Below are 26,176 nucleotides of genomic sequence, written 5' to 3' on the forward strand. Positions count from 1 at the left end.
TTACATGACTATACGTCAACAAGACATGCTAAATTTCAAATATGAAGAGATCACGGGATGTACGTTAGTAGATGTCCCCTACGCGTTTAGCTATAACGAAACTTTACTCTATCTGACTAGGTCAACTATGGAGTGCTTACATCATGTGGAGAATCGCCATATTTATAAGCTCATTGAGATTGAGCATGAGCCCATCTTAATCGAAATTAGCGAAAGCGATGCTTCTACTATTTGGATCCGCCTTGTGGATAGTCTACCTCGTGATCGTACCGTTTGGGAGTCGATTGTTCATTATGTGCAGGAGTGGTTCGATCTCCATAGAGATTTAGCCCCCTTCTATCACATAGCAGCGAATGATCCCCTACTCAGCAAGCTGGCAACCGATTATTACGGCATGCGCATTATCGGAGTCCCTGATTTGTTCGAAGCGTTATGCTGGGCTGTCATCGGGCAACAGATCAATCTGACATTCGCATATACGTTGAAAAAGCGTTTCGTTGAAGCATTTGGTAAGCCTATGGAGTGGAACAGTCGTACATATTGGCTGTTCCCAAAGCCAGAAGATGTTGCTTCTATATTAGTAGATGATTTGAAGAAGCTACAGTTTACGAGTAAGAAAGCTGAGTACATTATCCATATCGCTCAACTCATGCAACAGGGAGAGCTCTCGAAGCATGCACTGCTGTCATCCTCTGATTTCAAAGCGATTGAGTCGCAGCTGATAACGATACGAGGAATTGGACCTTGGACGGCTAACTATGTGCTGATGCGGTGTTTCAGAGATCCTTCTGCATTCCCGATCGGAGATGCTGCCTTACAAACTGCACTGAAACTCCTGCTAAATAGATCACAAAAGCCTTCCTTGGATGAAATCAAGCAACTCTTCTTCCCTTGGAAGGAGTGGGAAGCCTATGCGGTTTTCTATCTATGGCGAAGCCTGACGCCTGTTGATGCGACTCCCTAGCTCCCTTATCCGACCACTAATAACCTCCACACCTCTTGGGAATAATTCCTGAGAGGTGATTTTATGAAATTCAGAATAATGGTCGCTTTAACCGTCATTTCTCTACTTTTTGCTACTGATGATGTTAAATCCAAAGAACTATCTACTGTCGCTGTCTTTGATGTTAAGCAAGAGAAGGTAGTAAAAGTAATGCCCTTAACCGCTGAGTTAAAAGACTCAGTGCTTGAGCTTCTCCAATCCTCGCCCACTGTATATGGAGGTTTTTCCATGAATCCGTCAAGTGGACTCGTTCTCCATATCCCATTCCCATCACCCATACAAGTTCCTCACAAGTACTATTCAAACAAGATTAACGAGTTGTATTTATTCCTTGAGCACGGCGCTAAGCCAACAGCACTATTGTTTCTAGATAATCACAAACAAATCATCGTTGTATTGGATGTTGATCTTCAGAAGTTTGTTCATCAGAATGATTTAAGTTCGATCTGGAATGATTAACCAGTGAACTAGATTACAGCAAAAAAAACAGGAGCTGCTATTAAGCATACTCCCGTTCGTTAACGTGACACTTCAGCTCAAAACTGGAACCGCTCATGTCCGACGGCATTCAAATGGGTTATCCCTTCTAAAGCGAGGATATCCTTCTTCAGTTGCAGCCCCCCTCTGAATCCAGTTAACGTACCGTTAGAACCAACAACCCGATGGCAAGGTAACACAATGGGCAATGGATTGCGTCCAATCGCAGTGCCTACTGCTCGTATTGCCGAAGGTTTTCCAATTGTGCTGGCAAGCTGCTTATACGTCCAAGTTTCCCCATGAGGGATTTGGCTTAGCGTTGTCCATACACTTCGTTGAAACGTTGTTCCTCCTACATCCAGAGGGACCTTATCGAAGCTGACGGGAACACCTGCAAAATACTGCTCCAATAATTCAAGGATACCGAATTCAACAAATAAGCTGCGGTCCTCAAACATCTGATCCTCTTGAAACAAATCTTGATTCAATCCACCCAACGATGCCGGTAGCGGAGGATATAACAATTGACTAATTCCGTTCTCAGTAGCTATAAGTGTCCATGGCTGATTTAGCCCCATTACCGTTTGTCGATATTTTCTATTGACTGTCAAACGAATCTCCTCCTTTGTGTCCATTCCGATAAACTGTAGGAGAGATACCCGTTCTCCGACTAAACCAAGAAGTGAAATGGGATGGACTGCCATAGCCCACAGCGGCACCAATCTCCGCAATTGGGGTAGTTAAATCCAATAATAGTCTCTGTGCATGTGATAATCGAACACGCTCAGTTTTTTCCGCAGGAGAAAATCCTGTCACTTGCTTATACACCCGCTGCAGATGATAGGGGCTTATCGCTAGAGACGTTGCCAATAGTGGCAATGTCAGCTTGTCCTTATATTGTGTCTCAATAATCGCATCTACTTGCGCTGCCAAAGCTGCGTCTGGTCGCAGAGCACCATTCGCTTCAGGCTTACATCTCTTACAAGGCCGAAAGCCCGCATCGAGCGCATCTTCTAATGAGCGATAAAACGTTACATTAATGGCATACGGGGTTCTGGCACGGCAAGTAGGTCGACATACGATCTTCGTGCTCCTAACACCAGTATAGTAAACACCTTCATAGGTCGCTTCTCGATTCACAACAGCTTCATAAACAAGGTCAAATAACTTCTGATCCATCATCTTCACCTCATGACCAAAGTATAATCCAATCTTTATTCCAATAGTAGTGCGCGGGAATAGGATAGCAACATATCGACAGCGGCTAATTGGGTACGGATAAAAAAAATAAGCCCTCTAGTTGGCAAAGGTGCCTAACCAAGAACTTATTGTTCTATTAGCTCTAGCTTCGGCCAAGTCTTTAACCAATTTTTGTTCTGGACTCTTGTCTTAAAATACTCGGGATCCCTAAATAATGGGCTCATTCTGACTTTCAATTCAAATAAGTCACTTAATCCATAGGGCGCTATGATCTCCAAATTGTTCATCTGATCTAACGTTATTCCAATAGCAGTGACCGTTTCAGGCCATCTTGACATCGCATCTTCTACTGACACATACCGATTTTCATGATTTCTATCATGCATTCTGGCCTGATTTTTGATCGACCAATTGTATTCAGAGAACTTGTCCTTTAACCTGCTTTCATAACGCTTTTCTGTTTCCTCGGTCTCATCTTCTCGGTCATAGTATAAGACGTCAACGTCATTCAATGGAGTATTGCTCTCTTGATTATGGAGATAATCCCAAACAAAGTTTCGTACATATCCTGCTGCAATACACCAATTGGGTAAATTTAGATCTTGAACTAACTCCAGATCCCTCATTAAACTTGGGTGCGTAGCTAAAATCTCTTTTAAATTCAACTTATGATCAAACATAAAGAACCTCCTTTTAGCTATTAGTTTATAGCTTGTTAATCCCTTCGATATCATCCACTCCCGTATTTCACGTAAAGACAGAAATCCCCCTTCGATAGCTCTTATCTTAGGGGGATCGTTTAATTTAGACCGGATACACGCATTTGAATCGCTCAACACCGAAGTATTTTTCTCCCAGACTTTCAATCTCGAACCCGATATTTCGGTAGAAGTTAACGGAATCTTCATCGGTTTCCGCAGTAATCAGCGTTGGAGCTTTCAATTCAATGACCTCTAGGATGATCCCGCGACCATATCCCAAGCCCCTGTTGTCTGGAGTAATGGCAATATGCTCAATTTGCAGTTCCTTCTTCACATTCAAGCGAACACCAATGATGCCGATGACTTCTCCCTCGACCTCGTAACCATACAGCTCCAATTCAGGATCATTCTTATAGGCCTCGATCGTTTCCACCAGCTTCTCGGAATCCGAATAAACACTGTATTCAACAATTTCCTGTATATTGCTATCGTCTAATCTGGCTTCTAGGTTTATTAACATCGCAATGCACTTCCATTTCTAATGTTGTAGATGTTCAACGTTCAATTCTAATTTTTACCCCACCCGTAACATGGAGTCATCTCTATATTAATAGCTTGTCTGCTGACGTGCAAATACCGGGGTGTTCATTTCTAACTCTTACTGCTGATTCCTATCTATCTTTGTTCAATTTTCTCTCCCGCTTCATTTAAGAAAGCTTGAATGACCTCAAGTTGCTTTTCGCTTTCCGAACTCCTAATGTCATGCCCCGATTCCAAAAACTCAATAACGGTACAGTCTTCTATTAGCTCTTTATACTTCTGTACATCTTCTTCAGTTATCAATGTTCCTTCTAGCATCCCCCGCAGAATTAACACTGGTTTTGTAATCATCTCGTTAAAAGGAATTTGAGTAGCGTCTCTTGCAATTCCATTAACTGCAATTTCAGAAATATTCCCTGTTCTCTTAAAGGGGATTAGGTAGTTATGAATATAATCATCTGCCCACTCTGTAGACATCTGCTTATGCTCTGGTGGATAGTCTTGAAGGATCACTTTTTTGATTTTATTTGGATTGTTGTACATGTAACCCAGAGCAAATGAAACTCCTCTGGAATAAGCGAATAGATTAAAACTTTCAAGTGATAAATGACTAACAATGGCTTCTATATCCTGAATATGATCAATGAGATCGTATCCTCGTAGAGGAGAGTCACTTTTACCTCGCCCCCTAAACGATAAGACTACCACTCGTCTAGGTAATAGTTGAGTTAATAGATCCGCATACTCTTCGGCAGTTTCAGACAATCCAGGGCAGATTAACAGTGGAGTCATTAGTGGATTAGATTCTGGTTTTGAGTCCAAGAAGTGTATCCTATTCTTATCGAGATTACAGTAATCAGATATGAAATTCATGACTCTACCCCCTTATCTCACTTCCAACTATGTCGTTCTCTTTTGTCTTCTAATGATAAGGATACTAATGACTAGAATAAGTACACCAATTAATAAATAGCTCCAATATCGATATTGCTTTTCAAGAAGATCATTGTCATAGTGACCTTTATTCATTGCTTTCAAATATGTATTCTCTATCGTCTTTACTGCAATAACCTCTTTTGGATCTATATCCTTAATAGAAAAATAAGCTGTACCCTTCGGAAAAGTATTTGAAAAGTTGCCCCTATACGTTCCTTCATGATCTGAATATCGAGTGACTTCCCCAACCTTTTTTCCAATTTCATTGGGAATGACGCTTTCATCCGTCAATTCATAAATATCGTTGGAATAAACAACAAAACGAGAAGCCCAATCCGCTGAAGCAATCTGGAAGGGTATGAGAAGGAACGCAATGATTCCTAAGATGATCGTTCTTTTCATTTTACATCCCCCTGTAGAGCAGCATTGAAATATCCCTTGCAGCATTACTTAATGACTTCGTTGATAATCGATAGCAATAATCCCAGAACCTTTTATTGTGTAAGTAAAGATTTCGATCGTCGAACCCGAGGGTAGCTCAACCACAAACCCTTGATCTTCAGTCCAATCCTTATCCGTACGTTCAATATCACGATAGCTTTGAATTTTCCCTTGGTTTTTCAGCGACTTTAACTCTTTCTGATAGAAGGATTCAAAATCCGTAACATTCACATAGGTGATATAGAATGGAGAACAGCCATCTTGCTTTCCTTTAAATACCGTTCTTTCAGGAAGAGGAATAATTAGGTTTTTCAATTCTTCTTCATATTCACATTCAAATCCTTTACTTGCGAACAAATAGCTTTTCACATAGTTATTAAAATTTAAATTCCAAAAGTAAAATTGAAATAAAATAATTAGGGGTAACGAAATCATCAAGAAGCCCTTCATAGCTCTTTTATCTTTTTTAAAACTGATCACTATTACGAGGACAATCAGACCAATCATCATTAAAATCGTGTACGGTATATATAATAAATTCCCCGCCAGATGACCATCCCCTCATTAAATGGAAAATTATGATAGTCCTAGTTTAGCATATGATAGGTACGGAGTGGATAATCCGAGTAAATCAAAACTACATTGAAGAGCTTATGCACGCAAAGAAGAACCCTAGAGTGGGCACTTAATTCAGTGTCCATCTCTAGGGTTGACAGCGGAAAGTATCTTGTTAGGATTCCGCCACGAACGTATTCGTGAGCGAGCCGAGCTTCTCGATTTCAATCGTCACAACGTCACCAGGCTTCAAATACACTTGTTTCTCCGGTGGGTATCCGAGCACGACACCTTCAGGTGTTCCCGTCAGGATAATGTCACCCGGCTCAAGTGTTAAGTGTTGGGAGATGTAGCTAACGATTTCGTCGCAAGGGAAGATCATATCTGAAGTGTTGGAGCTCTGACGAACTTCCCCATTCACGCTCGACTTAATCCATAGATTATTTGGGTCACCAACTTCGTCGGCCGTTACGAGGTAAGGACCGATCGGACTGAAGTCGTCACCTATCTTGCCAAGCATCCATTGCTGAGTACGCAATTGAAGGTCCCGAGCGGACAAGTCATTCACGCAGCAGTAGCCGAATACGTGGTCGAGCGCTTGCTCCTTCGATACGTATTTCGTTTTCTTACCGATGACGATGACAAGCTCCGCCTCGTAATCTAGCTTTGAGGTGACACGCGGAATCGCAATGTCCCGTCCATGTGCAGTAATCGTATTGTGGAACTTGTTAAATAGGATCGGGTATTCCGGAATCGCAGCGTTCGTCTCTTCTGCGTGTTTGCGGTAGTTGAGACCGACGCAAATGATTTTCTTCGGCTCTGTCACACAAGGACCGTAGGTAAGATCTGCTTGATCGACCCATGCCACGCTGCCCTCTGGGGTAGCCGCAACCAGCTGTTCCAATGTGCCAATGGCTGAAACACCTTGCTCGATGACAGACATGACTGAATCGGGTGCCTTAAGTCCCAACGCTGAGGCAGCAGCTTGAACATCGAGCACGCCATTGTCTGTGTTCACACCAAGAACGGGTTGACCCTGCTTGATGAAAGTTAGTAGCTTCATAAGAATGAATTCCTCCTTAATTTATGTATGGTTTTAAGCGTTCTTGCCGAATGTAACACCACCGTCGATGTAGAGCGGGGAGCCCATCATAAACTTGGCTTCGTCCGAGGCTAGGAATAACGCAGCTTGGGCGACGTCATCCGGGCGCCCCAAATCACCGCTTAGCTGACGGGTTTTCAAGGAGGCAATTGCTATCTCCGGATCATCATAGGACGTTCGCAGATAGTTCTCAACGAACGGTGTGAGGATCGTCCCAGGTAGCAGCGCATTGACGCGAATGTTATAGGGAGCGTAATCGACCTGCATCGATTTCGTCAGTGCGAGAACAGCGCCTTTCGTCGCAGCGTAGGATGCTCGTTTGGCGAGCCCGATTTCCGCGATGCATGAGGACATATTAATGATGGATCCACTACGTTGCTCCATCATCAGGGGTAGCACGTATTTGGATGGCAAGAATACGCCACGAATATTGACGTTAATGACGCGATCCCATGCTTCCGGCTCGATCTCGTGAAGTACGCCTACACCGCTAATTCCCGCGTTGTTAAACAAGATATCTATGCGGTTATACCGTGCCTTGATGGCTTCGACCATCTCAGCCACCTGCTCTGGATTCGTAACGTCCGCACCAATAAATATCGCTTCTCCCCCACTCTGCTCGATGAGCCGAACGGTTTCCTCAGCCTTTACGGCATCGAGGTCATTGACAACGACGGTAGCCCCTTCTTTTGCGAATAATAAGGCCGAGCTTTGGCCGATGCCTGACCCCGCCCCTGTAATGAGTGCTATTTTGTTAGCCAATCTTGCCATGTTTGAACTCACTCCTTCTTTGGTTATGTCAATAATGCAATACTTAGGCGATTGGCCAAGTCAACCACTTCCGCCGTTGCCTTCTCCCGAGTTTGTTCCCACTTGTGAAGGGCGATGGAGGCACTAACGGCAGCAACCGCTATCCCTCGAGCATCTTTTATGGGTGCGGCTACACAGCAGAAACCCATAACTGCCTCTTGCTCCTCGGTCGCGAAGCCTGCCGACCGAGTCGACTGAAGCTGTGCAAAAAGCTTCGACTTATTTGTAATGGTGTTCGGTGTCAACTCTTCAAGCGAATCGTTGAGCCTTCCATCGATGTCGGCTTCAGACTCCCATGCAAGCAACACTTTACCGAGCGCAGTTGCGTGGGCTGGGAATCGCATACCCGGCTCCGATACGAGCCGCACTCTAGACGGAGCTTCGACCTTCTCTAGATAGAGCACGCTATCGCCGTCCAGCTTCGCGAGCTGGATTGTCTCCTGCAGGATATCTCTCGACTTAGCTGCCTGCTCCCGGAACTGCTCTTTCAGGTCAAATTGCCCGAGGAATGCATTACCCAGCGAGCCAAGCACGCGACCGAGGGAATACACATCGTCTAAACCTTTGCTAATCCAACCGAGTTGTTCCAGCGTATGTAGAAGTACGAACATGGAGCTTTTATTAATCTCAAGTCGGTTGGAGAGATCCATGAGCTTGAGCTTGCCGGGCTCCTTCCCGATGAGTTCCAAAATGTAGTGGGCTTTCTCGATGGCAGGCGCCCAATATTTCCGTTCGATAGTGAGATCCCTCCAATTAGTTTAATATATTAAACTACAGTTTTATATGTTATATTTTGATTTTACATGTCTGCTATAGCTCCGTCAATACTCGATTTCCAAAATCGAGAATGCAAAAAAGCGAAGTGTAAACTTCGCTTGATTCCGCATGAGCGGGCCTAATCTATTGATTCGAAATCATTCTCATAGCTTGTTTAGAAAATCTATATACGTATTCACAAGAGATCTTTGGATTAACAAGTTCATCATTTCAAGCAAACCTATTTTATCCATTCACTCTCATGCTTCTCGTTAAGATAATCAAAAATATATAAAAGCTCTTTACCCTCATTTTTTAAATAGAGTTTACTTGAATATTCCCTTTTCTCTGTCTTCTCATCATTAGAAATATCTTCTATATATCCTTCTATGACAATTGATTGTTCTTGTGTGTTAACTTCGGATATGGTGTATTCAGCAGAGGTCATTAACTGTCCTTCCTTAACACCGATTAATTCTATTCCGTCCTGTAGCTCTAATGAAATATCCTGCTGCTCCTTATTCGTCCAAACCCCACGAAACAGATTTATCAAGTCATTTTCTTCTACGGTAGTGTTTGTATTCGAAGGTTCTTCCTTTATCTCATTATCCTCAGTTGATATTTCAACCTCGTTTTTTGTTTTCTCAGTTGTTGTATTATTTACACAGCCTGTCATCATAAGAATAATACATAGACCTATAAGCAAATTTCTCAAGATGTATTCCTCCGTTAGTCGTTCATTTCATTAAGTGCTTTTGGATGATTGGTTGTTATAAATTGTTTAATCAGATCTGCACATTCAGCAATTGAGTTAGTATGTGTATTCACAGTAAGATCATATTGATTATGTCTATGTACGAGATCCATTTGTGCTTTAGCGAGTCCTATCGGTCTGTCTCCTCTATGTCGCTCTCTTCGTTCAAGTTCCTCAAGTGGACATTGAACACCAATCAAGAATGTTTGTGTGTTATGTAACAATTCAATACATTCCTCTAACCATCTTTGCTCTATCAAAACATGATCAACTATTATATTCTTCCCAATCATTGAAAAAGCTTTAATGGAATGATGAAATAAGGATATGACTGAGTTCTCTATTAATTCTTCTCTTTCAATCGTTTTTATATCTTCTATAGATATGGATTCACTAAACATACTCATCAGCATATCATTAACGCCAGCAATTGCATTATCGACTGAAAAGTACATAAAGTCTTCCTCGAGCACCTGCAGAAGCTCATTTGATATACTCGTTTTCCCTGAGCTTGATGTGCCATTCAGAAAAATAACGATTCCGTTATTCATAATCACTCCCCCCGTTATCTTAGACGTCTGTCTATCGTAAAAGGTTCTCATATGAAAAAAAATCATATTTCCTAGCGTCTTACTCCGATACTATTTTTCAGACTAAATTCTGAATTAATCTTCTAAAATATATTCATCTAAATCTCTTGCATCCTTAAAATATTCTTTAAAATCTTCTACAATGGTTCGATCCTTACTTAGTAATAAAGTCAGTGTCGAATCCCAACACACAATCTCAAGTTCAGCTGTAGGATATTGCACTGTTGATCCAGGAAACCAAAAACCCTCATATCCATCTGCATATGGCTCAATTTCAAGTTTCTTAATGTCTATCACTTGTGATTGATTAAATCCGGTTAGAACTCCCCATATAAACTGAATGTCATACTTATTTATTAGATCGGTTAAGCGGTCTCCTGACAGCCAATACTTATTGGATCTGTCAAAGCTGTTATCATGCGCTATAATACTCTCCCATTATAAATTAGTAATCCCTACAATAAAAAATACCAACGCAATGCATGAAATTCCAATTAGAACTGCGGTGTACAAACTGTACAAAATCCGATCGAGTAAGCGGGCTTTTTTTTTTAACCAGAGGATGGCTAGAAGTACCATCTGTAAAATGGTTATCGTGACGATGACATATGGCAAGTCATACAATATCTTTTCGTAAATCGTCAATTGAAACCGGATATACCTCCCCGTATCAATAAGTCCATTCCAGAAGAATAGACAAATAAGTCCGTTCAATAGGGACGTAACAAACATTGCCGTTGCCCATTTTTTTCGAAGGAACGGACTGTAGAAGTATCGCACAGCAACAGCAATAAGGAATAAAACCAACAAAGAACCAACGACCCAAAATACTTGCAAAGCAGATTTCGTCGCAAACGGATTTTGACTATTGCGATCCTTGAGAGCTGGATATGAAATAGGAGCTGCGAACATTTTTTTCAAGTCGAATACTTGAATTTTATTTTTACTCAGTTCTTCATGGAGATTCCACGTGATCACGTTGTTCGGATCTTGCAAATAAATCGTGGATACGTCACCCGTCGTCAAATTATAGATATTTGAATAAATCGTTCCTGTATTGTTCGGCCCAGATTGATATGTTGCCTTAAGCAGATCCGTTACCTTTTCGAATGAAGCGTTGTTTTTGTTGTTACTATCCAGCATTTGTTCCATTATCATATAGCGTATATCGTTTATCTCTGAAATCCTGGATTGAGGAGCTAGATCAAAGTTTGTCATAAATTGAACGTTATTTTGCGCAGGCAGTACTTTAATTTGTCCGTCTAGCCATTCCACTATGACCGAACGTCCCGACTTATCAGCAAGCAACACATGTCCATTTACTTCAGGGATATAGAATTCTTTATATATACGAATCGCATCTTCCACATTCGCACTCTCTCGAAGGACCATTTCATTAAAGTCATGGCCAAAAATAGTCGTTTTGAAATATCGTTGTCCTTTAGAATAAGCAAGGGACTGTATCGTTGTTGTCGCCCAATCCATAACAAAGCCTTGGTCGTTCATTCCACCTTGAGCAACAGCATCCTCAAATCCAAACGCCAGGTAACCATAGGACTTCCCATCTGATGGAATAATCCAAGCTTTGGCATTGACGTTAGTACCATCTTCGTTATTTCCTACGAAAACCTGATTACTATCAGCCACACATAGAACCGTACAAGCTGACGTCAAAGTCAGATTAGGATAAAAAAACAAAATGAATGCCACAAGCAAAACAACAACTTTCTTCACCTTACACCCACTCTCATTATTAAATATTTGAAAAACCCTCTTATCCTCGAAATCACCTTCAAACGACATCTTCTAAGTTATTTCAGCTAAAGTAAATGTATTCGCGACATCCTACTTACTCCTATTATTGTTCTTCATAAGTTTTGCTATTTCTTGAGCATTGTCATTTTGAATGAGTTCTAAATTTGAAATTACCCTTTCTTGTCGTTCGATTGAATGGTTTTGACTCAGTTTCCGTTTGCCCTCGAGTTTATGAATTGTCAATTTAAATCCTACAATTCCTTTCATTAATCCATTAACGAATTCAGTGTTACTTTCATCGATACGATATGAATCATTTGATTCTTCATATTTTGATACCATTTCATTCAGATCTTCTAATAGTTGAGATTTGTCTTCAATAAGTTCTACTCTTCCATAAACATGAACAGCAACATAATTCCAAGTTGGTACAGATGCAGTAGTCTCATACCAAGAAGGTGAAATATAACTATGAGCTCCTTGAAAAACAACTAGTACTTCTTGATGTTCAATATCATTCCATTGGGAATTTGACCTTGCAAAATGACCATATAGGTATCCCTCTTTTTGATTTACTAAGAGCGGTAAGTGCGTTGCGAACGGTTTCCCATCATGAGTAGAAAACAGAATGCCAAAGCTGTTTTTGTCAATGAACTCATAAATAACCTTCTGATCTTCAACCAAAAAATGCTTTGGTATGTACATTTGATCACATCCGTTATGTTTTTATAGGAATTTCATATATCGAGATTGTATTAACGATTTATTCTTTATCCAAACTGTAAAATGGATGTAGTCCTTTTCATCTGTATAGCTCCATTCCCCATGATCTTCATCACATGAATTGAAAAGGTTCTTCCCTCAAACATGTTTACTTCAGTTTCATCAATAAAATGTAGCTTAGTTTTGGATCATTCAAAAGTTGCGTCTAACATAAATATGGAAAAACCCTGCCTTTGAAATATCTCAGCTGGGTTTAATAGATACATTTGAGTTGATCTGTTATTTTTTCTTTGTGTGATAGTGGTATCCCGTGCAAAGTCCTTTTTTCTTAGATTTTGCGGAGCAATTATGTCCACCATTCTTATCCGTTCTACCTGAATGTGCGTATACAGAAGATGAAGTTCCAACTAACACAGCGAGAGCAATAAACAACACGAAGATCTTTTTCATACATTCACCCTGTATCTGCCCTATGCTTTAGGACTTAATAGAATCTTAAATCATTCTATATCAAATTCCATGTTTAGGGAATAAAAGTTATTTCATCTAGCACCTAACTATTATTCCATATGTTTTAATTTTCGCCCTTACTTTCGTTCATAGGTGCAATACTGCTTTGAAAATTAAACCTAAACTCACTAAAGTCACTACTTTTTTCATAAGGACTTATCACGACCATTTTTCTGGGTTTTCCCACCAAACATGAGAGCCATTAACTTTGATTAATTGAATCGATATTTATCACTTTACTCTCCGAATAATGCTTCTCGGTTCTCCCAGTTGTTATGTTTTTATCTTTATCCCAAACTGAACTTATTTCAAAAGTTCCCTGATTGAAGAATAAAGGAAATCTGCTCTTAAACCAGTCTTGCATCGGTAATTCAAGTGCCTTCTCTCTTTCAATCCACAGCAATTCTCCTTCAGGTGGATTCTCTAATAATTCCCCTTCAAAAGAAGTCGCTAAATAATTAAATACCATAGACCTCAATCCCGTTTTAGGTTCACAGTATTCCGCTAATCCCTTATATGTAATGTCTGTAATAATCAAGCCTGTTTCTTCCCTGACTTCGCGTATTGCACCATCAACTATACTTTCTGGATAATCAACTTTGCCTCCCGGAGCAATGAACCCTGGAAAACCTAATTTGTTGGGTCGATTGATTAATAGAACTTTATCATCTTTCAAGATCATACACATCGTAAAAAGCTCATGCTTTAGATTCATTGAAAAGTCTCCTCTTAGATGTAATTGGAATCTATTCTATCACTCGGCTCGCATTACCTGACAAGTGCTCTTCCTGTCCTTAGTGCAAACGCATAATCTTCTCGTCCGTTAGCTTCAGCAATCGAACTAGCTTTTTCCCAATCATAGTGAATCATGACATGTTCAATACTCCAGTTTTTTTCTGCAGTCTTGTAGGCAATAACATACTCAGCATAAGGAGAAAATGATTCCATCACATGAGGAAACGGCTCGTCATCATGATATGCAGGCAACCCTACACTTCCTGAATTAATAATTAGCTTACCATTCGATAAATAAAAAGTTTTGAAAACATGACTATGACCACAAAAAAGAAATTGTTGTGGTACTTCTTCAAGTTCCGCTGCAATCTGATTTGGATTCTTATAACTAACTACACCCATTTCATTTACTTCTTCTAGTAAGTACTTATCATTATGAAATGGACTTCCATGACAAAACAAAATATCTTCAAATACCCATGTGTCTTTAAACGTTCGAATCCAATTCTCAATCTCATTATTGATCATCGGACTTACAAACTTATAAGTAGCAGAATTGCTTTCTTTATCTAATAGAATCTGATCACAATTCCCCATAATATTAACAATGTTTGTATTGTTCATTAAATGTTTAGCAGTGCCTAGTGGATCAATGGGTCCGAACAAACTATCTCCTAAATTAACGATTGATTGAATCTTTCGGGCTGCTATATCTTTTAGCACAGCTTCTAACGCTACACTATTACCATGAATATCTGAAATAATAGCGATTGACTCACGCATAATATTTCATCCTTTCTAGATGGTGTATTACGGCCATATTCTTATCGAGCTTATTAATGTCTTCTCTTCAAATTTTACTTTATATATGTCTGGCATAGATGTGGACTGCCAAAATTCAAAATCAAATTGTTTATCAAAATGGTTTATCATTAAAGTCATAATGTCTCCATGAGTACCCACTACGATTTTCATGCCTTCATAGGTTTCTAATATGTCTCTAACGATTCTAACAGCTCTCTGCTGTGCTTCTAGACTGGACTCTCCATTAGGAAAAGCAAATTGTTTGTCTTCATATACTTGTCGCTTCGCTTCTTTGAACGTTACTGACTGAATTTCACCAATATTTCTTTCTCTCAAGTCTTCTTCTATTTGGATATCTTTCAAATACTCATTTGCTGCAGGACGGATGGTTGCTAATGATCTTTCATACGGACTTGAAATGAATAGATCGATTTCTTCGTCTTTGAGAATATCCCTTATTGTTAGTGCATCTGACTTACCGACCTCTGATAGGCCCCTGCTTCTTTCCTTACCTTCAATATAAACAGATTCAGCATGTCTGACAAAGTAAATAAAAGTTTCCACTTCAATATCACCACTTTCTTAAATCAGCGCTGCTATGGTTTCAGTTACTTCTTCGAACTAACTAAGCCCCTGTTTCACGATATTAATTAATTCTTCTTTATGATCCGGATGGCAAGCTATTATGTAAGGCTCTTCATTCATTCCTGTAAATGGGTTCCCTTCAAAATCTATTACGATGCCTCCAGCTTCTTTAACCATTAATACGCCCGAATACAAATCGTCACCTTCAGAATTGTAAAGAATAATTCCGTCTATGTCCCCCTTGGCAAGCATGCACCATTGAAGTGTAGGTGCCCATAACCTCATCATTCTCTTGAAATTAATATCGATAAATTGCCTTAACTGAACTGCCCTTCTATCGTTCTGTACTTTATGGCCTTGTATCCATCCAATATTTCCTTTGAAAATATTTAAATTACTCTTTACATGTAGCGGCCGATTGTTACAATTCGCGCCCTCACCTCTTACCGAGACGAATAATCTATCTGTTAACGGCTCATAGACGACTCCAAGTACCGGTTCTCTTCTGTACATCAACGTAATCGAAGTCGTAAAGACAGGTAATCCTATTGCAAAATTATTAGTTCCATCCAGAGGATCGATAAGCCAAAGCCAGTCGTTCTCCGTCCCAAATACCCCTGCCTCTTCACTGTGTATCTGGTGAGTAGGAAATTTATTAAGAATTTGTTTCAGTATGACTTCCTCAGCTAAGTGGTCAACTTCAGTAACCACATCTCCAAAATCGTCTTTAAATCTCAAATGGTCAAAATGATCGAATCTTTCTTTAGCAATTTGCCCCGCTTGGCGAACGACTTGCATGGATAGTTCTTTAGCTCTTCGAATAATCTCATGATCCATTTGACACCTCCGTAGATCATTATTCATACTGAAACATCCCTTTACATAAAGTATTCCACAATCTAACAAATCTTCTTATAGTAGATTAACGTTGTGGCTTCATTTAACTTTTTCTGAACCCCTGTCTTTAAGTAGCCCATTTTTTCATATAAATAACAATTACGTTCTTCCTCTAGGATCGTGGCTAACTCCCACGTCAATGCCCGTGGAAACATTTGCTCTAATACATTTATCGTTTTTTGCGCGAGTCCTCTTCCTTGATATTCGGGAAGAATAAACATAGGACTTATCCAGTATTGTGTTTCCTCTCGCCAGGACACACATATAGCTCCTACAAGATCATGGTTTTCCAATATTTTGTAGAATTCACCATTAGGATTGTTAATTCTAGTAATGACTCTATCCATAGTTTCATTTGCTGGATTCGAATTGTAATCTTTGTACTTTTCCAATAGAGGGGTGAATGCTTTAATCTGAATATCAAGTATCGATTCCGCATCAGATTCAATTGCTTTAACTAATTTTATCTCCATAAAATCATTCCCCCTCAATGTCTTCATATAGAATAGGACATATTGTTTACTGTCCGACTTTGAGTTACCCACAAAGCCTTTCAATGACAACAGCTACACCCTCGTTATCGTTACTGGTTGTTATTTCACTTGCTATCTCTTTTAACTCCTCAATCGCATTCTCCATCGCTACTGATTGCCCACAAATTTTAAATAGCCCTATATCGTTGGTGTCATCACCAAATACGATCACATCATCGATGGAGATTCCATAAATGCTGCTTAACTTCAAAACAGCTAATTCCTTTGTCGCTTCCAAGTTTGAAATTTGCACAAGGTTTCCTTGATCCGTTACTAGTATCTTCGCCCTGGATTCGAACCTATTTTTTAGAGTTTCTATATCCTTCAGACCGGACACAATAATCTTTGTTGGATTAAAGGTTTTTAACTCTTCTAAATCCTTAACTTCCGGCTTGCCTCCTACTGATTTGAGAATAGAGTAATCGAATTCCTTTAAGCAAAACCACCGATCCTCTACCTCGATACTTATTTCAACATTTGAATCTTGCAACAAGCAAAATTCAAGGATTTGAGCTGAAAGTTCTGCATCGATGGTGGTATGAAAAGAAAAGTTACTATCATTGCATCTAATCATTGCCCCATTGTAGTAAACGTAAGAGCAGATATCTTGAAGTACTTCTGGTAATAACCAACTAACTGCCCGAGGAGGACGAGCAGTTGCGATTATTATTTTTATTCCTTGATGATATGCGTTAGTTATTGCCTTACAGCTTCTATCAGAAACTTGTTTATTAGAATCAACTAACGTCCCGTCTAAATCTAGGACGAATGCTTTAAATCCCATAGATCCACCTCCAAAACATGCTCCGTTATTAATGCCTTTTATTGTCTTCCTTACCTAAAAAGCTTCGTAGGTCCTTGCCGACTACGTTCGTATTCCATTGAAGATTGTACCCGTCTGGGTTAAGCAATCTATAAGAAATCAGTTAGACTCCTCTGAACTAAGATGTTATCAATTCTAAAAACTACAAACACCCATGTAATGTCCATTTAATTCTGAAAAGTTAAAAAATTTAAGATGCCCTTCATCAACTATTGGTCCTATATTTATATCTAATGTAGATAGTCTTTGATGGGCTCTATCTATTTCTTTCGTATAGAAGTTCATATAGGGATGTTTTTCTCCGTTCTTTATGAAACAAAGAGGTATAAAGTCTTCTGACTCAACCAACGTAATCATTGCTTGTCCAAGTTCAATGTTTGCTGATTTACCTTCTTCGAAAAATGATGAAACGTTTAATGCGGCATATCCACTTTCTTCTTTCCAAACAAGGGAACATCCTAATACTTCTTTGTACCATTTTAAGGATTTTTGCAGATTTGAAACAGGTATGAAGTTACAATCAATCCTTTGAAATACACTGCTCAAAATATCATCTCCTTATTATTCCGTGATTAATTGAAAATAATATCTCGTACTAATCTTTCAATGGTCTTTCAAAAATGATTTCGTAATCGGTTGGTTTTCCATGACCATTATAATTAGTAGGTAATACTTGAACTAACCGCCATCCTTTTTCTGCATATTCAGAAATCGTTTCCCGGTGTGTAGCTGAAGTGAAGAACCCGCCTAGAGAGGTCTCTACAAACATATATTCATACATAATGGAATCCTCCGGTTCTTATTTATTCTTTAACATGACCCAGTAAAATTTGTGCTAGTTCAGTTACTTAAATCCATCCTTAATTTCATTAATTTGCTTCATATGTCTTTGTTCATGTATGTAAATTGATTTAACCCATTCAATTAGTAGCATCTCTTTAAATACTGGGTGGATAAAATGTCTTCTACTCAAAACTGATGGGTCTTCTATTGTGTTTAATGTTTCATATAACTTCTGTCTTGAATTGTTTAGTCTATCAATGATTTCATCATATTCTAAAATTTCATCCGTTGGTTTAGCAATCTCAGGAGCTTCTAATCTTTTACTTCTATCAAGTAAAAACTCTAATGGTTTATGTTCTATGAATGAATCTTCTTTACTCTTTAATCCCTTCCTAATCGCTACAACATATAATTCTTCTGTCTTAGTTAGGTGTTGACATACCTGACTAATACTCCAACTTTGTGAGTCTTTCTGTTTGTTTAATTGATCTCTACTCAATCCATTGAGAGCTCCTAGTAATTCGTCTCTTGTTTCTTTCAATTTTTGATTGATCTCTTGAAGTTCCATGGACAACTCCCTCTCATTAAATTTTTTGATTTATTCCAAAAGAACCGGCCACGATGATTGGTGATATAAAAAAAGTTCCATTACGTTAAACAGTTGACCGCTTTTGCCGCGCTGGATTCATCTGTTTATCTCGAGGTGTGATTAAATGTCTGCACTTAATAACTCATATTCATTATTAAAATAAACATGTATTCTATGACCGCCAAATAACTCCCCATCATTATATTCACAGTAAATATTGTTCTCATTGATTACAATGTCGAGCAGAGTAATCAATTTTCCAAATACTTCTTTTGTCACATCATATTTCCCTGCATCTACTTCATCCCAATTTAAGCTTTCATCATTCTCATCATACTCAGGCCAAAAATCATTTTTAAAATTAATTAACTTATCTGCTATTGCTATCTTTGCATTCTCATCAAATTCTTGAATACATGCAAAAAGTTTTTCCGCTCTTTTCATCATCTCATTTATATCTGCGAGTTCATTCTTCATACCCAGTGACCAATGTATGTAACCATCTTTATGACTATACGCTTTACTAATCCCTTCATAGACAAATGCTCCAATTAACTCACTTCTAATTACCCTATCCAAAATCTATAACCTCCTGACTTGAACTGTTATAGGTTGTCTCCGGGCCATCCCTCGAAATACCCCTAAAAAATCCAAGTTCATCTGTTGATAGTAATTGTCCTATTTGCCCGCTCACCTACCTATTGTTTTTAAAATATTTAGCCGATATTCGATATCTTTTTCTTTCAATTCAAATAATCGATTCTTCACTGATATGTTTATATATAATTCGCAGTACATATGTAATTCATTATTCTCATCAAAAAAGACCTTAAATTTCAAGTCTTCATTAGCAAAATTTCTAGGATCTCCTTCCAGTGGAAATGAAGTAAATGAAATTTCGTCTTCAAAACTTAACTCTCCTACAAAACCGTACAGTTCTAAAAGAACCTTAATAAAATCATCAGATTCTTTACCGATTGATCTCAGAGTAATTCCCTCAGGACAAAAAGCATCCATGTTAATATCCCCTTGGTCCCAACCTAGCAACATATCACTATTAATTATCACTTCAAATCCAACAATTACATCTTGATATTGACCATAGACAAGAAAATGATTTCGATTATCTTTATAATAAGATGAAACAATATCAAATCGTAAATCCTGAAATCCTTCTTCAGAATTCTGGTTAATTTCTCTGTAATTCATATTTTTGATCCTTTCCGCAAGTGCTGGATGTGTATACCTATATGACCTATACCAATTATGATAGCCGATATAATCAGCCAAATAACTTCCCCATATATACCTAATAACAAAAAAGCTATTACAGGCAGACTCGCAAGAGGGATGGGAATCCCACAAAAACTACGATAAAAATTTTCCTTTGTATTTTCATTAATAAAATATCTAATCCAACAAATCTCATAAAGAACCATCAGTACAAATGATGTTATTAGCCACAAATTCCATGCCGAAAATGGAGCAATGTCAAAATCACTAAAAATCAATAAGCTACATGTACAGCATACTTGTCCAACACGTTCAAACCCTAACAATATTTTGTTTTCTTTGATATTCACATCATCTATTGGCTGATTCTTACTCCATATGAAATTTGGAATAAATAACATCAATAAATAAATCGGACCTACGTAAGAAAATCCTAAATGTCCGAACATAGAATACCTCCTCTTCCTCTACAACCTACTAACTTTCTATCATCCGAAAATGGAAGATTTACTTGGTCTCCAACCACACTCTTGGCTCCAACGATTAGCCTTTTTTATAATGTCCCATACTATTTCCGTTTTGCCTTCCACATAGCGTTCTCTTTGATTTCTATATTGGTTTGCAAGTTCATATTTGATTTTTTCATATTCCTTTCTTTCATTTTCATGTTCCCTTAAATAATCTCTAAACAGTAAACTGAATTGTTCTGACCAACTGCCCGATTCCCTAACATGAATATGAGTTCTCCTCATTCCCTCTGTTTCTCTAAAATATCTCTTGGTCAAATCTGGGTTGTCTAGTCTGTGAACAAATCCCAGGGCATTCAGTCCTTCTTTTACTTCATCAATATTATTAATATCCATTATGGATATTTGAAGATCAATGATAGGCTTAGCAGCTAATCCAAATATGGCTGTCGATCCAATGTGATCGATGCTTACTATTGAACATCCAATTTGATTTATTATCTTAATGCGAAGTGCATCAAACATCATAGGCCACTCATCATTGTACGGTTCAATGATTACTGAATCTTTCATCCTGACGATCACCAACTAATATGTATTTTCAGGCGTGTGAATAAAATACAATTCCCACTTATATCTTCAAACCTAAACAATACGTCAACACCGCTTGTTGAATGTAAATCAAATTTTTCTTAAACTCATAGCCCACAAAATATTCAGAGTTAATTACTTCTTTACTTACTTCCTCACCCCTAAAAAATGGTGGGCACGGGTTTAATAATGCACTCTTGTTTGCTAATTTCATTCTGTCGAGTGTAATTTGATATTCAGTTATGTAGTCATGATTTAGATAATCGTCCGGCAGTGAATCTGTCAATACCACATCACTACCCACTAATGTTGATTCAAGATCAGTAAAAAATCGATAATTTGAGGTGTTATCACCTAGTTCGTTACCAGAGGTACAAGCATGGTTGAATTTCAGATTCATTACTTTCGAAATTTCCATCCATGATCTCGAAATGTTATTCGCTGTACCCATAAATGTATAAACCAAGTCTCTGTAGTTTCCCCTTAATTCCGCTATAGAAAATAGATCAGAAAGTATCTCGCACGGATGATTATTCGTTGTCATAGCGTTGATTATTGGCATTGAGGCATAAAGTGATAGTTCCTTAAGCTTTGAAAAATCAGGATGCCTGATAATTAAAGCATCAACCCAATTGCATAAAAATTTCATTACATCTTCCGAATCTTCTCTCTTATCAAGTGTTTCAGGTGGAAATAAAATACACTCCCCACCCAGATCTTTGATCCCTTTCTCAAAAGTAACTCTGGTCCTAATACTTGTTTCTGGGAAAAATAATAAGAATGTCTTTCCACTTAGAATTTTATTAGCTTGATTTTCTTTTAATTTCCTCGTTATATCAAATATCGCTAAGACTTGTTCTTCTGATAGAGAGGATAGTTCCAAAAAGTGCATACTTTCAACGCCTTTGTTATTTGATTTTATTGTCATTCACTAAAATTGCCACCAAATTTCTTTGTCTTTCTTGCCGCTATATAGTATCTTTCCATCTTTACTTGATTTAATATCAAATATCATTTCATGAGTCTTATAGAATTTTTCCTTGTCCGTTAATTGGTTCTCAAAAGATTGAATAAATTCCTCTACTAATTGCTTTGCTTCTTCTTTTGATGTATTTTCGTCTGCCATGATTCTAAATTTGGCATATCCATTTGGTTGATAACTACTTGCTGTTGTTATATTTTTGTCCCTCATCACTTTTTCAGCATAACCTAGTGCTTCGCCTGCATCATCAATTGTGGTGTTTGAGTTATTGCAGCCAGAAGAAAAAAGAAATAATGAAATAATCAATAAATTAAAGATAGTATATTTCATAATAGCTCCTCCTCTTAGATCAACTCAAACAATGTACTTAATCTCTCAATTTGGTGTAATGGTTTTGCAATTATCCCATCATTCCAAGGTTGATTTACTTTAATCCATATGGTTTCCATTCCGCTTTTTGCTGCACCTTCAATATCGTTTATAGGATGATCTCCTATATAAATGCATTCTTCTGGTCTCAATTCTAGCTGCTTAAATGCCAATTCAAATATTCCGGGATCAGGTTTCTTGATTCCTGCTTCTTCTGAAACAATAATGAGATCAAAATCATTTCTAATCCCTAATTGATCGATTTTCCCATATTGAATCAAGCTCTTCCCATTTGTTATGAGTCCAGTTTTATATTTCTTTCTGGCATGCTGTACTACGTCTCTGGCATCTTCCATTAATACAGCATTCTTAACATACTCAGTACTATAAAAATTTAATAAATCCGTTATTAGTGGCTTCTCTTTCCAAGGTAATTGTTCCAGCAGCTCAGAAAACAATTCCTGTTTATCTTTGTAGCCATCTTGGTCAAGTTGGATGATTCGATCGGAAATATCTTGAGTCATTTCCAAATGATCAAAGTAAATACTCAAAAATGATTTAGTAAACCTTCTAAAGGTACTTGTTCGATCTAAAATTGTATTATCCAAATCAAAGATGATTGCTTTGATCATTTTCATTGTTTCCCTCCTGCGCTTGTATTCACGACGTCCCACTGACCTTAACCAAAACCCTACAAATTGAATATCACAAATAGTAAAAGCTCTAGCGATGCTTCCACCAGAGCTTTCTTCTTATGCTTTCGATATTTTAAATATAACTATTTATCCAATATGTGTAAACCATTCATTTTTAAGCTATATCGTTGCATCACCAGAATAACTTCCACTCAATAACAGTGACAACTGTACAAACAACTAAAAAGCCCGCCAGCATAAGCTGACGAGCAATTACAATTAACCTACTTCTTAAGCAGTAAATAAACGAAATAAGGCCCACCGATCAACGACACCATGATACCTGCGGGAATACCGTTAGGATCGACGAGATTGCGACCAATCGTGTCCGCTAATAACAGCAGCCAACCTCCAAGAAGAACCGCGACGGGGATGAACAACTGATTACGCGGACCGACCAACGCCTTCGCAATATGCGGCGCCATCAAACCAATAAAAGCGATTCCACCCGTGACGGATACTGCCGATGCAGACGCGGCGACGGCGGTCAAAATCAACACAAGGCGTTCCCGTTCCAGCTTAAGTCCGAGACCGATCGCCGATGCTTCACCCAAACTGAGAAGATTGAGCCTAAGAGACTTGTACAAGGTAAACGGGATAAGCAGTATCAACCAAGGAAGCAAAGCCCATATAAACGGCCAATCCGCCCCCCATATATTGCCTGCGATCCATTTGGCGATAAAGTCGACCTTCGAGCGTTCCGCTGATGAGATGATCACGATCATAATTCCTGATAGCGCCAGTGAAAAACCTACCCCGACCAAAACTAGCCGAATAGGATCAAGCCCGTTTGTTCGGCTATATGCGAAAACATAAACAAGAGCGGCCGAGATTACTGCGCCGATAAAAGCGACAAGTGGCAGAACATAGACGAACGAACCGACGTCGATCGGGAAGTACAGGAAGAAGACGGCAATTGCTACACCCGCTCCGGAATTGATGCCAATCAGACCCGGATCGGCCAGATCGTTACGGGTGACGCTTTGTAATATGGAACCAGCCAACGCAAGCGCCATGCCCGATAGCAAAGTAATCACGATGCGCGGTAATCTGACGGTGAACAGAACGAAATCTTCATTGAAGGTACCATGGCCGAACAGGACGGGAATTAACCTATCAAACGACAGAGAGGAATACCCTAGGCCCATGCTGGCCACAGCCGTTACTACGATCAGACCTAAGCTAACGAGCAGAATTAGGCGTTGTTTGCGAATGAGAGCGGATAAGGTCATGAGAGAACTTTGCCTCCTCTACGCACGACGAACAGGAAGAAAGGTAAGCCCAGCATGGCTACGATGGCTACCACTGGTGTTTCGTAGGGAGCGTTAATCGTGCGACCCAGCGTATCGGCAAGCAGCATAAACGTAGCCCCCGTCAAAGCCGAGAAAGGCAGAACATGTCGATAATCAGTGCCTGCGAATCTGCGGACGATGTGCGGAATCATTAAACCTACGAATGCCATATTGCCGACGAGAGCAACCGACGCCCCGGTAAGCACGATAACAAGAATAAACAAGATGGCTTTGATCAGCACAAGCTTCTGCCCTAGTCCAGCTGCCACCTCGTCACTCAAGCTGAGAATGCTCACTTGGTTCGATAGGAAAAGAGCGAGTACGATACCCAGAACAATCACGGGCGCTATTGCTTGGATTTGTTCCCACGTGGTTCCGATTAAGCCCCCAGCGGTCCACATGGATACGTCCTTGGATTTTTTGAATACGATGCTAACGCCATCCGAGATCGCATACAGAAACGCGGATACCGCCGCACCAGCCAGTATGATCCGAATCGGGGATAGTTGTCCACGGCGCGTTGAGCCGAGAACAAGAACCAAAGCCGCTCCAAGCGCAGCTCCGAGGAAACAAGACACCATGATGCCGAAGTAACTCAGCCCCGGGAAAAAGACGAAAGCCACCGCGAGCGCCATATTAGCGCCAGAAGTCAGACCTAACAATCCCGGATCCGCCAACGGATTGCGGGTGACTCCTTGCATGATGGCGCCGGACACAGCTAGCGCGGCTCCAATCAGAATCGCGGCCAGCTCACGAGGCATTCGAAGCTCGCGAAGGACGAGAATGTTCTCGTCCTTCGCATTGGAAGTCAGAGCAAGCCATAAGTCTCGGGGCGTTGTTTCCGCCGCACCGAAAATCATCGATAGCACAAAACTCAAAACGAGCACAAGTGCGCTAGCAAGGAGCTTATAGGTAATAGGAACGGGTTGTCGTATACTCTTCATTGGACACTCATCTTTTCTATATTAGCCGAGAAAATGTTTTGTAAAAAATTCCAATTGATATTCCATGCTTAGCGGATCATTGAAGTAGAACGCCTTAGCATCGGCTTCAAAGACGTGTTGATTTTTAACGGCGGGAATGTTCTTATACGTTTCGGTTTTCTGGAACGTATTGTCTTCATCCGCATTTTTGCTGAAAATGACATAGTCGCCGGTGTAATCCTTCAGAACTTCTGTCGATACGGCGAAGAAACCGTCTTTACTCGTTGATTCCTTGACCTTCTCAGGCATACCTAGACCGAATTGCTGATAGAGGATTTCGGTTCCGCGACCAAAATTATCACCATAGACATAAAGCTGCTTATTGAATGTCTCGATCACCGAGACTGTTGCATTCTCACCGATCTTCGCCTTGATTTCTTCGCCAACCTTTTTGGTTCGGGCATCGAAATCTTCGACCCAAGCTTGAGCTTCTTTTTCTTTATTCAACAGCTTACCGACTTCCAGCTGCTGCGTTTTGAAATCGACTTTACCATACGTATAAGTGACCGTTGGGGCGATTTTTTTGAATTTATCGATGTTCATGATATCCGAGAGTCCGATAATAAGGTCCGGATTCAACTCGATAATTTTCTCAAGGCTTTCGTCCGATACAGCCTCTACATCTTTCAGTTTATCGGCGAAATTCGGGTTCTCCTTGGACATTTCATCCACACCTACCAGCGGTACACCGAGTATCATAACGTTCCCCGTTAGGAACCTCGTGAGTACAACGACGCGCTGCGGATGAGTTGGAACCTCTACAGGTCCGTTCTCTGACTGATAAGTTAAGGTATCGGATTCCGAAGCCGCCGCTTGCGATGACGACGGGGCGGCCGAAGAAGATTCGGCGGATGGGCTACTTGCTTCGTTGTTCTTATTCGCTTGGTTGCCACCGCAAGCGCTCAATAGAAGAACAAGGATAAGAATGAATGGCACGGACAGCTTTTTCATAAAATGACTCT

37 protein-coding genes are annotated in these 26,176 nt (G+C 39.6%); 2 read left to right on the forward strand and 35 right to left on the reverse strand.

Annotated elements, in window-relative coordinates; translation table 11 throughout:
• The first annotated feature begins 25 nt into the window (after positions 1-25).
• Together M1K58_RS27555 and M1K58_RS27560 are read left to right on the forward strand one after the other, a co-directional pair.
• Complete coding sequence (locus M1K58_RS27555; protein ID WP_256762182.1) at positions 26-964, forward strand: DNA-3-methyladenine glycosylase family protein; 939 nt, start codon at positions 26-28, stop codon at positions 962-964.
• A gap of 63 nt (positions 965-1,027) precedes the next feature.
• Positions 1,028-1,462, forward strand: coding sequence for a hypothetical protein (locus M1K58_RS27560; RefSeq protein ID WP_256762122.1), 435 nt, complete (start codon positions 1,028-1,030; stop codon positions 1,460-1,462).
• 77 nt (positions 1,463-1,539) lie between these two features.
• Here M1K58_RS27560 and M1K58_RS27565 read toward each other — a convergent pair whose 3' ends face one another.
• The 35 genes from M1K58_RS27565 to M1K58_RS27735 all read right to left on the reverse strand — a co-directional run bounded on the left by M1K58_RS27565 (position 1,540) and on the right by M1K58_RS27735 (position 26,165).
• Entirely contained in the window at positions 1,540-2,091 is a 552-nt protein-coding gene (locus M1K58_RS27565) for a methylated-DNA--[protein]-cysteine S-methyltransferase (RefSeq protein ID WP_256762123.1), read from the reverse strand.
• Positions 2,078-2,662 (reverse strand): bifunctional transcriptional activator/DNA repair enzyme AdaA, encoded by a 585-nt coding sequence (locus M1K58_RS27570; protein ID WP_256762124.1) that lies wholly within the window; start codon positions 2,660-2,662, stop codon positions 2,078-2,080. Before M1K58_RS27570 ends, M1K58_RS27565 begins: the two co-directional genes overlap by 14 nt.
• Before the next feature lie 143 nt (positions 2,663-2,805).
• Complete coding sequence (locus M1K58_RS27575) at positions 2,806-3,360, reverse strand: nucleotidyltransferase family protein (RefSeq protein ID WP_256762125.1); 555 nt, start codon at positions 3,358-3,360, stop codon at positions 2,806-2,808.
• A gap of 124 nt (positions 3,361-3,484) precedes the next feature.
• On the reverse strand, positions 3,485-3,901 hold the full coding sequence (locus M1K58_RS27580; protein ID WP_256762126.1) for a GNAT family N-acetyltransferase: 417 nt from the start codon (positions 3,899-3,901) through the stop codon (positions 3,485-3,487).
• Positions 3,902-4,056: 155 nt separating this feature from the next.
• On the reverse strand, positions 4,057-4,794 hold the full coding sequence (locus M1K58_RS27585; protein ID WP_256762127.1) for an alpha/beta fold hydrolase: 738 nt from the start codon (positions 4,792-4,794) through the stop codon (positions 4,057-4,059).
• 27 nt (positions 4,795-4,821) lie between these two features.
• Positions 4,822-5,259: a hypothetical protein gene (locus M1K58_RS27590; RefSeq protein ID WP_256762128.1), complete on the reverse strand. Its 438-nt coding sequence runs from the start codon at positions 5,257-5,259 to the stop codon at positions 4,822-4,824.
• 48 nt (positions 5,260-5,307) lie between these two features.
• On the reverse strand, positions 5,308-5,733 hold the full coding sequence (locus M1K58_RS27595; protein WP_256762129.1) for a hypothetical protein: 426 nt from the start codon (positions 5,731-5,733) through the stop codon (positions 5,308-5,310).
• Between the two features lie 295 nt (positions 5,734-6,028).
• Positions 6,029-6,916 carry a fumarylacetoacetate hydrolase family protein gene (locus tag M1K58_RS27600; RefSeq protein ID WP_256762130.1) on the reverse strand — a complete coding sequence of 296 codons (888 nt, stop codon included), beginning with the start codon at positions 6,914-6,916 and terminating at the stop codon, positions 6,029-6,031.
• 33 nt (positions 6,917-6,949) lie between these two features.
• Positions 6,950-7,726: an SDR family NAD(P)-dependent oxidoreductase gene (locus M1K58_RS27605; RefSeq protein WP_256762131.1), complete on the reverse strand. Its 777-nt coding sequence runs from the start codon at positions 7,724-7,726 to the stop codon at positions 6,950-6,952.
• A gap of 23 nt (positions 7,727-7,749) precedes the next feature.
• Entirely contained in the window at positions 7,750-8,502 is a 753-nt protein-coding gene (locus M1K58_RS27610) for an IclR family transcriptional regulator (protein WP_256762183.1), read from the reverse strand.
• A 260-nt stretch (positions 8,503-8,762) separates the two neighbouring features.
• Positions 8,763-9,236 carry a hypothetical protein gene (locus M1K58_RS27615; RefSeq protein ID WP_256762132.1) on the reverse strand — a complete coding sequence of 158 codons (474 nt, stop codon included), beginning with the start codon at positions 9,234-9,236 and terminating at the stop codon, positions 8,763-8,765.
• A 14-nt stretch (positions 9,237-9,250) separates the two neighbouring features.
• Positions 9,251-9,826, reverse strand: a complete 576-nt coding sequence (locus M1K58_RS27620) for a chloramphenicol phosphotransferase CPT family protein (RefSeq protein WP_256762133.1) — start codon at positions 9,824-9,826, stop codon at positions 9,251-9,253.
• A 114-nt stretch (positions 9,827-9,940) separates the two neighbouring features.
• Positions 9,941-10,162, reverse strand: a complete 222-nt coding sequence (locus M1K58_RS27625; RefSeq protein WP_256762134.1) for a hypothetical protein — start codon at positions 10,160-10,162, stop codon at positions 9,941-9,943.
• 141 nt (positions 10,163-10,303) lie between these two features.
• Positions 10,304-11,599: a carcinine hydrolase/isopenicillin-N N-acyltransferase family protein gene (locus M1K58_RS27630; RefSeq protein WP_256762135.1), complete on the reverse strand. Its 1,296-nt coding sequence runs from the start codon at positions 11,597-11,599 to the stop codon at positions 10,304-10,306.
• Between the two features lie 111 nt (positions 11,600-11,710).
• Positions 11,711-12,325, reverse strand: a complete 615-nt coding sequence (locus M1K58_RS27635; protein WP_256762136.1) for an FMN-binding negative transcriptional regulator — start codon at positions 12,323-12,325, stop codon at positions 11,711-11,713.
• A 297-nt stretch (positions 12,326-12,622) separates the two neighbouring features.
• Entirely contained in the window at positions 12,623-12,793 is a 171-nt protein-coding gene (locus tag M1K58_RS27640; protein WP_256762137.1) for a YHYH domain-containing protein, read from the reverse strand.
• A 262-nt stretch (positions 12,794-13,055) separates the two neighbouring features.
• On the reverse strand, positions 13,056-13,568 hold the full coding sequence (locus M1K58_RS27645) for an 8-oxo-dGTP diphosphatase (protein WP_256762138.1): 513 nt from the start codon (positions 13,566-13,568) through the stop codon (positions 13,056-13,058).
• Positions 13,569-13,621: 53 nt separating this feature from the next.
• Positions 13,622-14,371: a metallophosphoesterase family protein gene (locus M1K58_RS27650; RefSeq protein ID WP_256762139.1), complete on the reverse strand. Its 750-nt coding sequence runs from the start codon at positions 14,369-14,371 to the stop codon at positions 13,622-13,624.
• Between the two features lie 27 nt (positions 14,372-14,398).
• Positions 14,399-14,956, reverse strand: a complete 558-nt coding sequence (locus M1K58_RS27655; protein WP_256762141.1) for a histidine phosphatase family protein — start codon at positions 14,954-14,956, stop codon at positions 14,399-14,401.
• 57 nt (positions 14,957-15,013) lie between these two features.
• Complete coding sequence (locus M1K58_RS27660) at positions 15,014-15,814, reverse strand: inositol monophosphatase family protein (protein WP_256762142.1); 801 nt, start codon at positions 15,812-15,814, stop codon at positions 15,014-15,016.
• Between the two features lie 62 nt (positions 15,815-15,876).
• A complete protein-coding gene (locus M1K58_RS27665) occupies positions 15,877-16,347 on the reverse strand; it encodes a GNAT family N-acetyltransferase (protein WP_256762143.1) in 471 nt (156 codons plus the stop codon).
• Between the two features lie 64 nt (positions 16,348-16,411).
• A complete protein-coding gene (locus M1K58_RS27670) occupies positions 16,412-17,191 on the reverse strand; it encodes an HAD family hydrolase (RefSeq protein WP_256762144.1) in 780 nt (259 codons plus the stop codon).
• 174 nt (positions 17,192-17,365) lie between these two features.
• Complete coding sequence (locus M1K58_RS27675) at positions 17,366-17,776, reverse strand: VOC family protein (protein WP_256762145.1); 411 nt, start codon at positions 17,774-17,776, stop codon at positions 17,366-17,368.
• Between the two features lie 49 nt (positions 17,777-17,825).
• Positions 17,826-18,011, reverse strand: a complete 186-nt coding sequence (locus M1K58_RS27680) for a DUF4177 domain-containing protein (RefSeq protein ID WP_256762146.1) — start codon at positions 18,009-18,011, stop codon at positions 17,826-17,828.
• A gap of 63 nt (positions 18,012-18,074) precedes the next feature.
• The gene (locus M1K58_RS27685) at positions 18,075-18,581 is read right to left on the reverse strand and encodes a DinB family protein (RefSeq protein ID WP_256762147.1); all 507 of its coding nucleotides are present in this window, start codon (positions 18,579-18,581) and stop codon (positions 18,075-18,077) included.
• Between the two features lie 141 nt (positions 18,582-18,722).
• The gene (locus M1K58_RS27690; RefSeq protein WP_256762148.1) at positions 18,723-19,181 is read right to left on the reverse strand and encodes a DUF2262 domain-containing protein; all 459 of its coding nucleotides are present in this window, start codon (positions 19,179-19,181) and stop codon (positions 18,723-18,725) included.
• Between the two features lie 111 nt (positions 19,182-19,292).
• Complete coding sequence (locus M1K58_RS27695; RefSeq protein ID WP_256762149.1) at positions 19,293-19,811, reverse strand: hypothetical protein; 519 nt, start codon at positions 19,809-19,811, stop codon at positions 19,293-19,295.
• The gene (locus M1K58_RS27700) at positions 19,808-20,284 is read right to left on the reverse strand and encodes a hypothetical protein (protein WP_256762150.1); all 477 of its coding nucleotides are present in this window, start codon (positions 20,282-20,284) and stop codon (positions 19,808-19,810) included. Before M1K58_RS27700 ends, M1K58_RS27695 begins: the two co-directional genes overlap by 4 nt.
• 39 nt (positions 20,285-20,323) lie before the next feature.
• Positions 20,324-20,875: a GrpB family protein gene (locus M1K58_RS27705; RefSeq protein ID WP_256762151.1), complete on the reverse strand. Its 552-nt coding sequence runs from the start codon at positions 20,873-20,875 to the stop codon at positions 20,324-20,326.
• A 58-nt stretch (positions 20,876-20,933) separates the two neighbouring features.
• Complete coding sequence (locus M1K58_RS27710) at positions 20,934-21,821, reverse strand: ornithine carbamoyltransferase (RefSeq protein WP_256762152.1); 888 nt, start codon at positions 21,819-21,821, stop codon at positions 20,934-20,936.
• 3 nt (positions 21,822-21,824) lie between these two features.
• Complete coding sequence (locus tag M1K58_RS27715) at positions 21,825-22,205, reverse strand: hypothetical protein (protein ID WP_256762153.1); 381 nt, start codon at positions 22,203-22,205, stop codon at positions 21,825-21,827.
• A gap of 14 nt (positions 22,206-22,219) precedes the next feature.
• Positions 22,220-22,882 carry an HAD family hydrolase gene (locus tag M1K58_RS27720; RefSeq protein ID WP_256762154.1) on the reverse strand — a complete coding sequence of 221 codons (663 nt, stop codon included), beginning with the start codon at positions 22,880-22,882 and terminating at the stop codon, positions 22,220-22,222.
• Positions 22,883-23,163: 281 nt separating this feature from the next.
• Positions 23,164-24,171 carry a FecCD family ABC transporter permease gene (locus tag M1K58_RS27725; protein WP_256762155.1) on the reverse strand — a complete coding sequence of 336 codons (1,008 nt, stop codon included), beginning with the start codon at positions 24,169-24,171 and terminating at the stop codon, positions 23,164-23,166.
• On the reverse strand, positions 24,168-25,175 hold the full coding sequence (locus tag M1K58_RS27730) for a FecCD family ABC transporter permease (protein WP_256762156.1): 1,008 nt from the start codon (positions 25,173-25,175) through the stop codon (positions 24,168-24,170). Before M1K58_RS27730 ends, M1K58_RS27725 begins: the two co-directional genes overlap by 4 nt.
• Before the next feature lie 21 nt (positions 25,176-25,196).
• Entirely contained in the window at positions 25,197-26,165 is a 969-nt protein-coding gene (locus tag M1K58_RS27735; protein WP_256762157.1) for an iron-hydroxamate ABC transporter substrate-binding protein, read from the reverse strand.
• Between the last annotated feature and the right edge of the window lie 11 nt (positions 26,166-26,176).

It is taken from the genome of Cohnella sp. WQ 127256 (assembly GCF_024519285.1).
Taxonomy (GTDB): domain Bacteria; phylum Bacillota; class Bacilli; order Paenibacillales; family Paenibacillaceae; genus Cohnella.

Bases quoted from the DNA above. Each gene is read 5' to 3' on its own strand.
- M1K58_RS27555 (WP_256762182.1), top strand. From the start codon at position 26: ATGCTAAATTTCAAATATGAAGAGATCACGGGATGTACGTTAGTAGAT.
- M1K58_RS27560 (WP_256762122.1), top strand. From the start codon at position 1,028: ATGAAATTCAGAATAATGGTCGCTTTAACCGTCATTTCTCTACTTTTT.
- M1K58_RS27570 (WP_256762124.1), bottom strand. From the start codon at position 2,662: ATGATGGATCAGAAGTTATTTGACCTTGTTTATGAAGCTGTTGTGAAT.
- M1K58_RS27575 (WP_256762125.1), bottom strand. From the start codon at position 3,360: ATGTTTGATCATAAGTTGAATTTAAAAGAGATTTTAGCTACGCACCCA.
- M1K58_RS27580 (WP_256762126.1), bottom strand. From the start codon at position 3,901: ATGTTAATAAACCTAGAAGCCAGATTAGACGATAGCAATATACAGGAA.
- M1K58_RS27585 (WP_256762127.1), bottom strand. From the start codon at position 4,794: ATGAATTTCATATCTGATTACTGTAATCTCGATAAGAATAGGATACAC.
- M1K58_RS27590 (WP_256762128.1), bottom strand. From the start codon at position 5,259: ATGAAAAGAACGATCATCTTAGGAATCATTGCGTTCCTTCTCATACCC.
- M1K58_RS27595 (WP_256762129.1), bottom strand. From the start codon at position 5,733: ATGATTTCGTTACCCCTAATTATTTTATTTCAATTTTACTTTTGGAAT.
- M1K58_RS27600 (WP_256762130.1), bottom strand. From the start codon at position 6,916: ATGAAGCTACTAACTTTCATCAAGCAGGGTCAACCCGTTCTTGGTGTG.
- M1K58_RS27605 (WP_256762131.1), bottom strand. From the start codon at position 7,726: ATGGCAAGATTGGCTAACAAAATAGCACTCATTACAGGGGCGGGGTCA.
- M1K58_RS27620 (WP_256762133.1), bottom strand. From the start codon at position 9,826: ATGAATAACGGAATCGTTATTTTTCTGAATGGCACATCAAGCTCAGGG.
- M1K58_RS27635 (WP_256762136.1), bottom strand. From the start codon at position 12,325: ATGTACATACCAAAGCATTTTTTGGTTGAAGATCAGAAGGTTATTTAT.
- M1K58_RS27640 (WP_256762137.1), bottom strand. From the start codon at position 12,793: ATGAAAAAGATCTTCGTGTTGTTTATTGCTCTCGCTGTGTTAGTTGGA.
- M1K58_RS27645 (WP_256762138.1), bottom strand. From the start codon at position 13,568: ATGAATCTAAAGCATGAGCTTTTTACGATGTGTATGATCTTGAAAGAT.
- M1K58_RS27650 (WP_256762139.1), bottom strand. From the start codon at position 14,371: ATGCGTGAGTCAATCGCTATTATTTCAGATATTCATGGTAATAGTGTA.
- M1K58_RS27660 (WP_256762142.1), bottom strand. From the start codon at position 15,814: ATGGATCATGAGATTATTCGAAGAGCTAAAGAACTATCCATGCAAGTC.
- M1K58_RS27665 (WP_256762143.1), bottom strand. From the start codon at position 16,347: ATGGAGATAAAATTAGTTAAAGCAATTGAATCTGATGCGGAATCGATA.
- M1K58_RS27670 (WP_256762144.1), bottom strand. From the start codon at position 17,191: ATGGGATTTAAAGCATTCGTCCTAGATTTAGACGGGACGTTAGTTGAT.
- M1K58_RS27680 (WP_256762146.1), bottom strand. From the start codon at position 18,011: ATGTATGAATATATGTTTGTAGAGACCTCTCTAGGCGGGTTCTTCACT.
- M1K58_RS27685 (WP_256762147.1), bottom strand. From the start codon at position 18,581: ATGGAACTTCAAGAGATCAATCAAAAATTGAAAGAAACAAGAGACGAA.
- M1K58_RS27695 (WP_256762149.1), bottom strand. From the start codon at position 19,811: ATGAATTACAGAGAAATTAACCAGAATTCTGAAGAAGGATTTCAGGAT.
- M1K58_RS27700 (WP_256762150.1), bottom strand. From the start codon at position 20,284: ATGTTCGGACATTTAGGATTTTCTTACGTAGGTCCGATTTATTTATTG.
- M1K58_RS27705 (WP_256762151.1), bottom strand. From the start codon at position 20,875: ATGAAAGATTCAGTAATCATTGAACCGTACAATGATGAGTGGCCTATG.
- M1K58_RS27710 (WP_256762152.1), bottom strand. From the start codon at position 21,821: ATGACAATAAAATCAAATAACAAAGGCGTTGAAAGTATGCACTTTTTG.
- M1K58_RS27715 (WP_256762153.1), bottom strand. From the start codon at position 22,205: ATGAAATATACTATCTTTAATTTATTGATTATTTCATTATTTCTTTTT.
- M1K58_RS27720 (WP_256762154.1), bottom strand. From the start codon at position 22,882: ATGAAAATGATCAAAGCAATCATCTTTGATTTGGATAATACAATTTTA.
- M1K58_RS27725 (WP_256762155.1), bottom strand. From the start codon at position 24,171: ATGACCTTATCCGCTCTCATTCGCAAACAACGCCTAATTCTGCTCGTT.
- M1K58_RS27730 (WP_256762156.1), bottom strand. From the start codon at position 25,175: ATGAAGAGTATACGACAACCCGTTCCTATTACCTATAAGCTCCTTGCT.
- M1K58_RS27735 (WP_256762157.1), bottom strand. From the start codon at position 26,165: ATGAAAAAGCTGTCCGTGCCATTCATTCTTATCCTTGTTCTTCTATTG.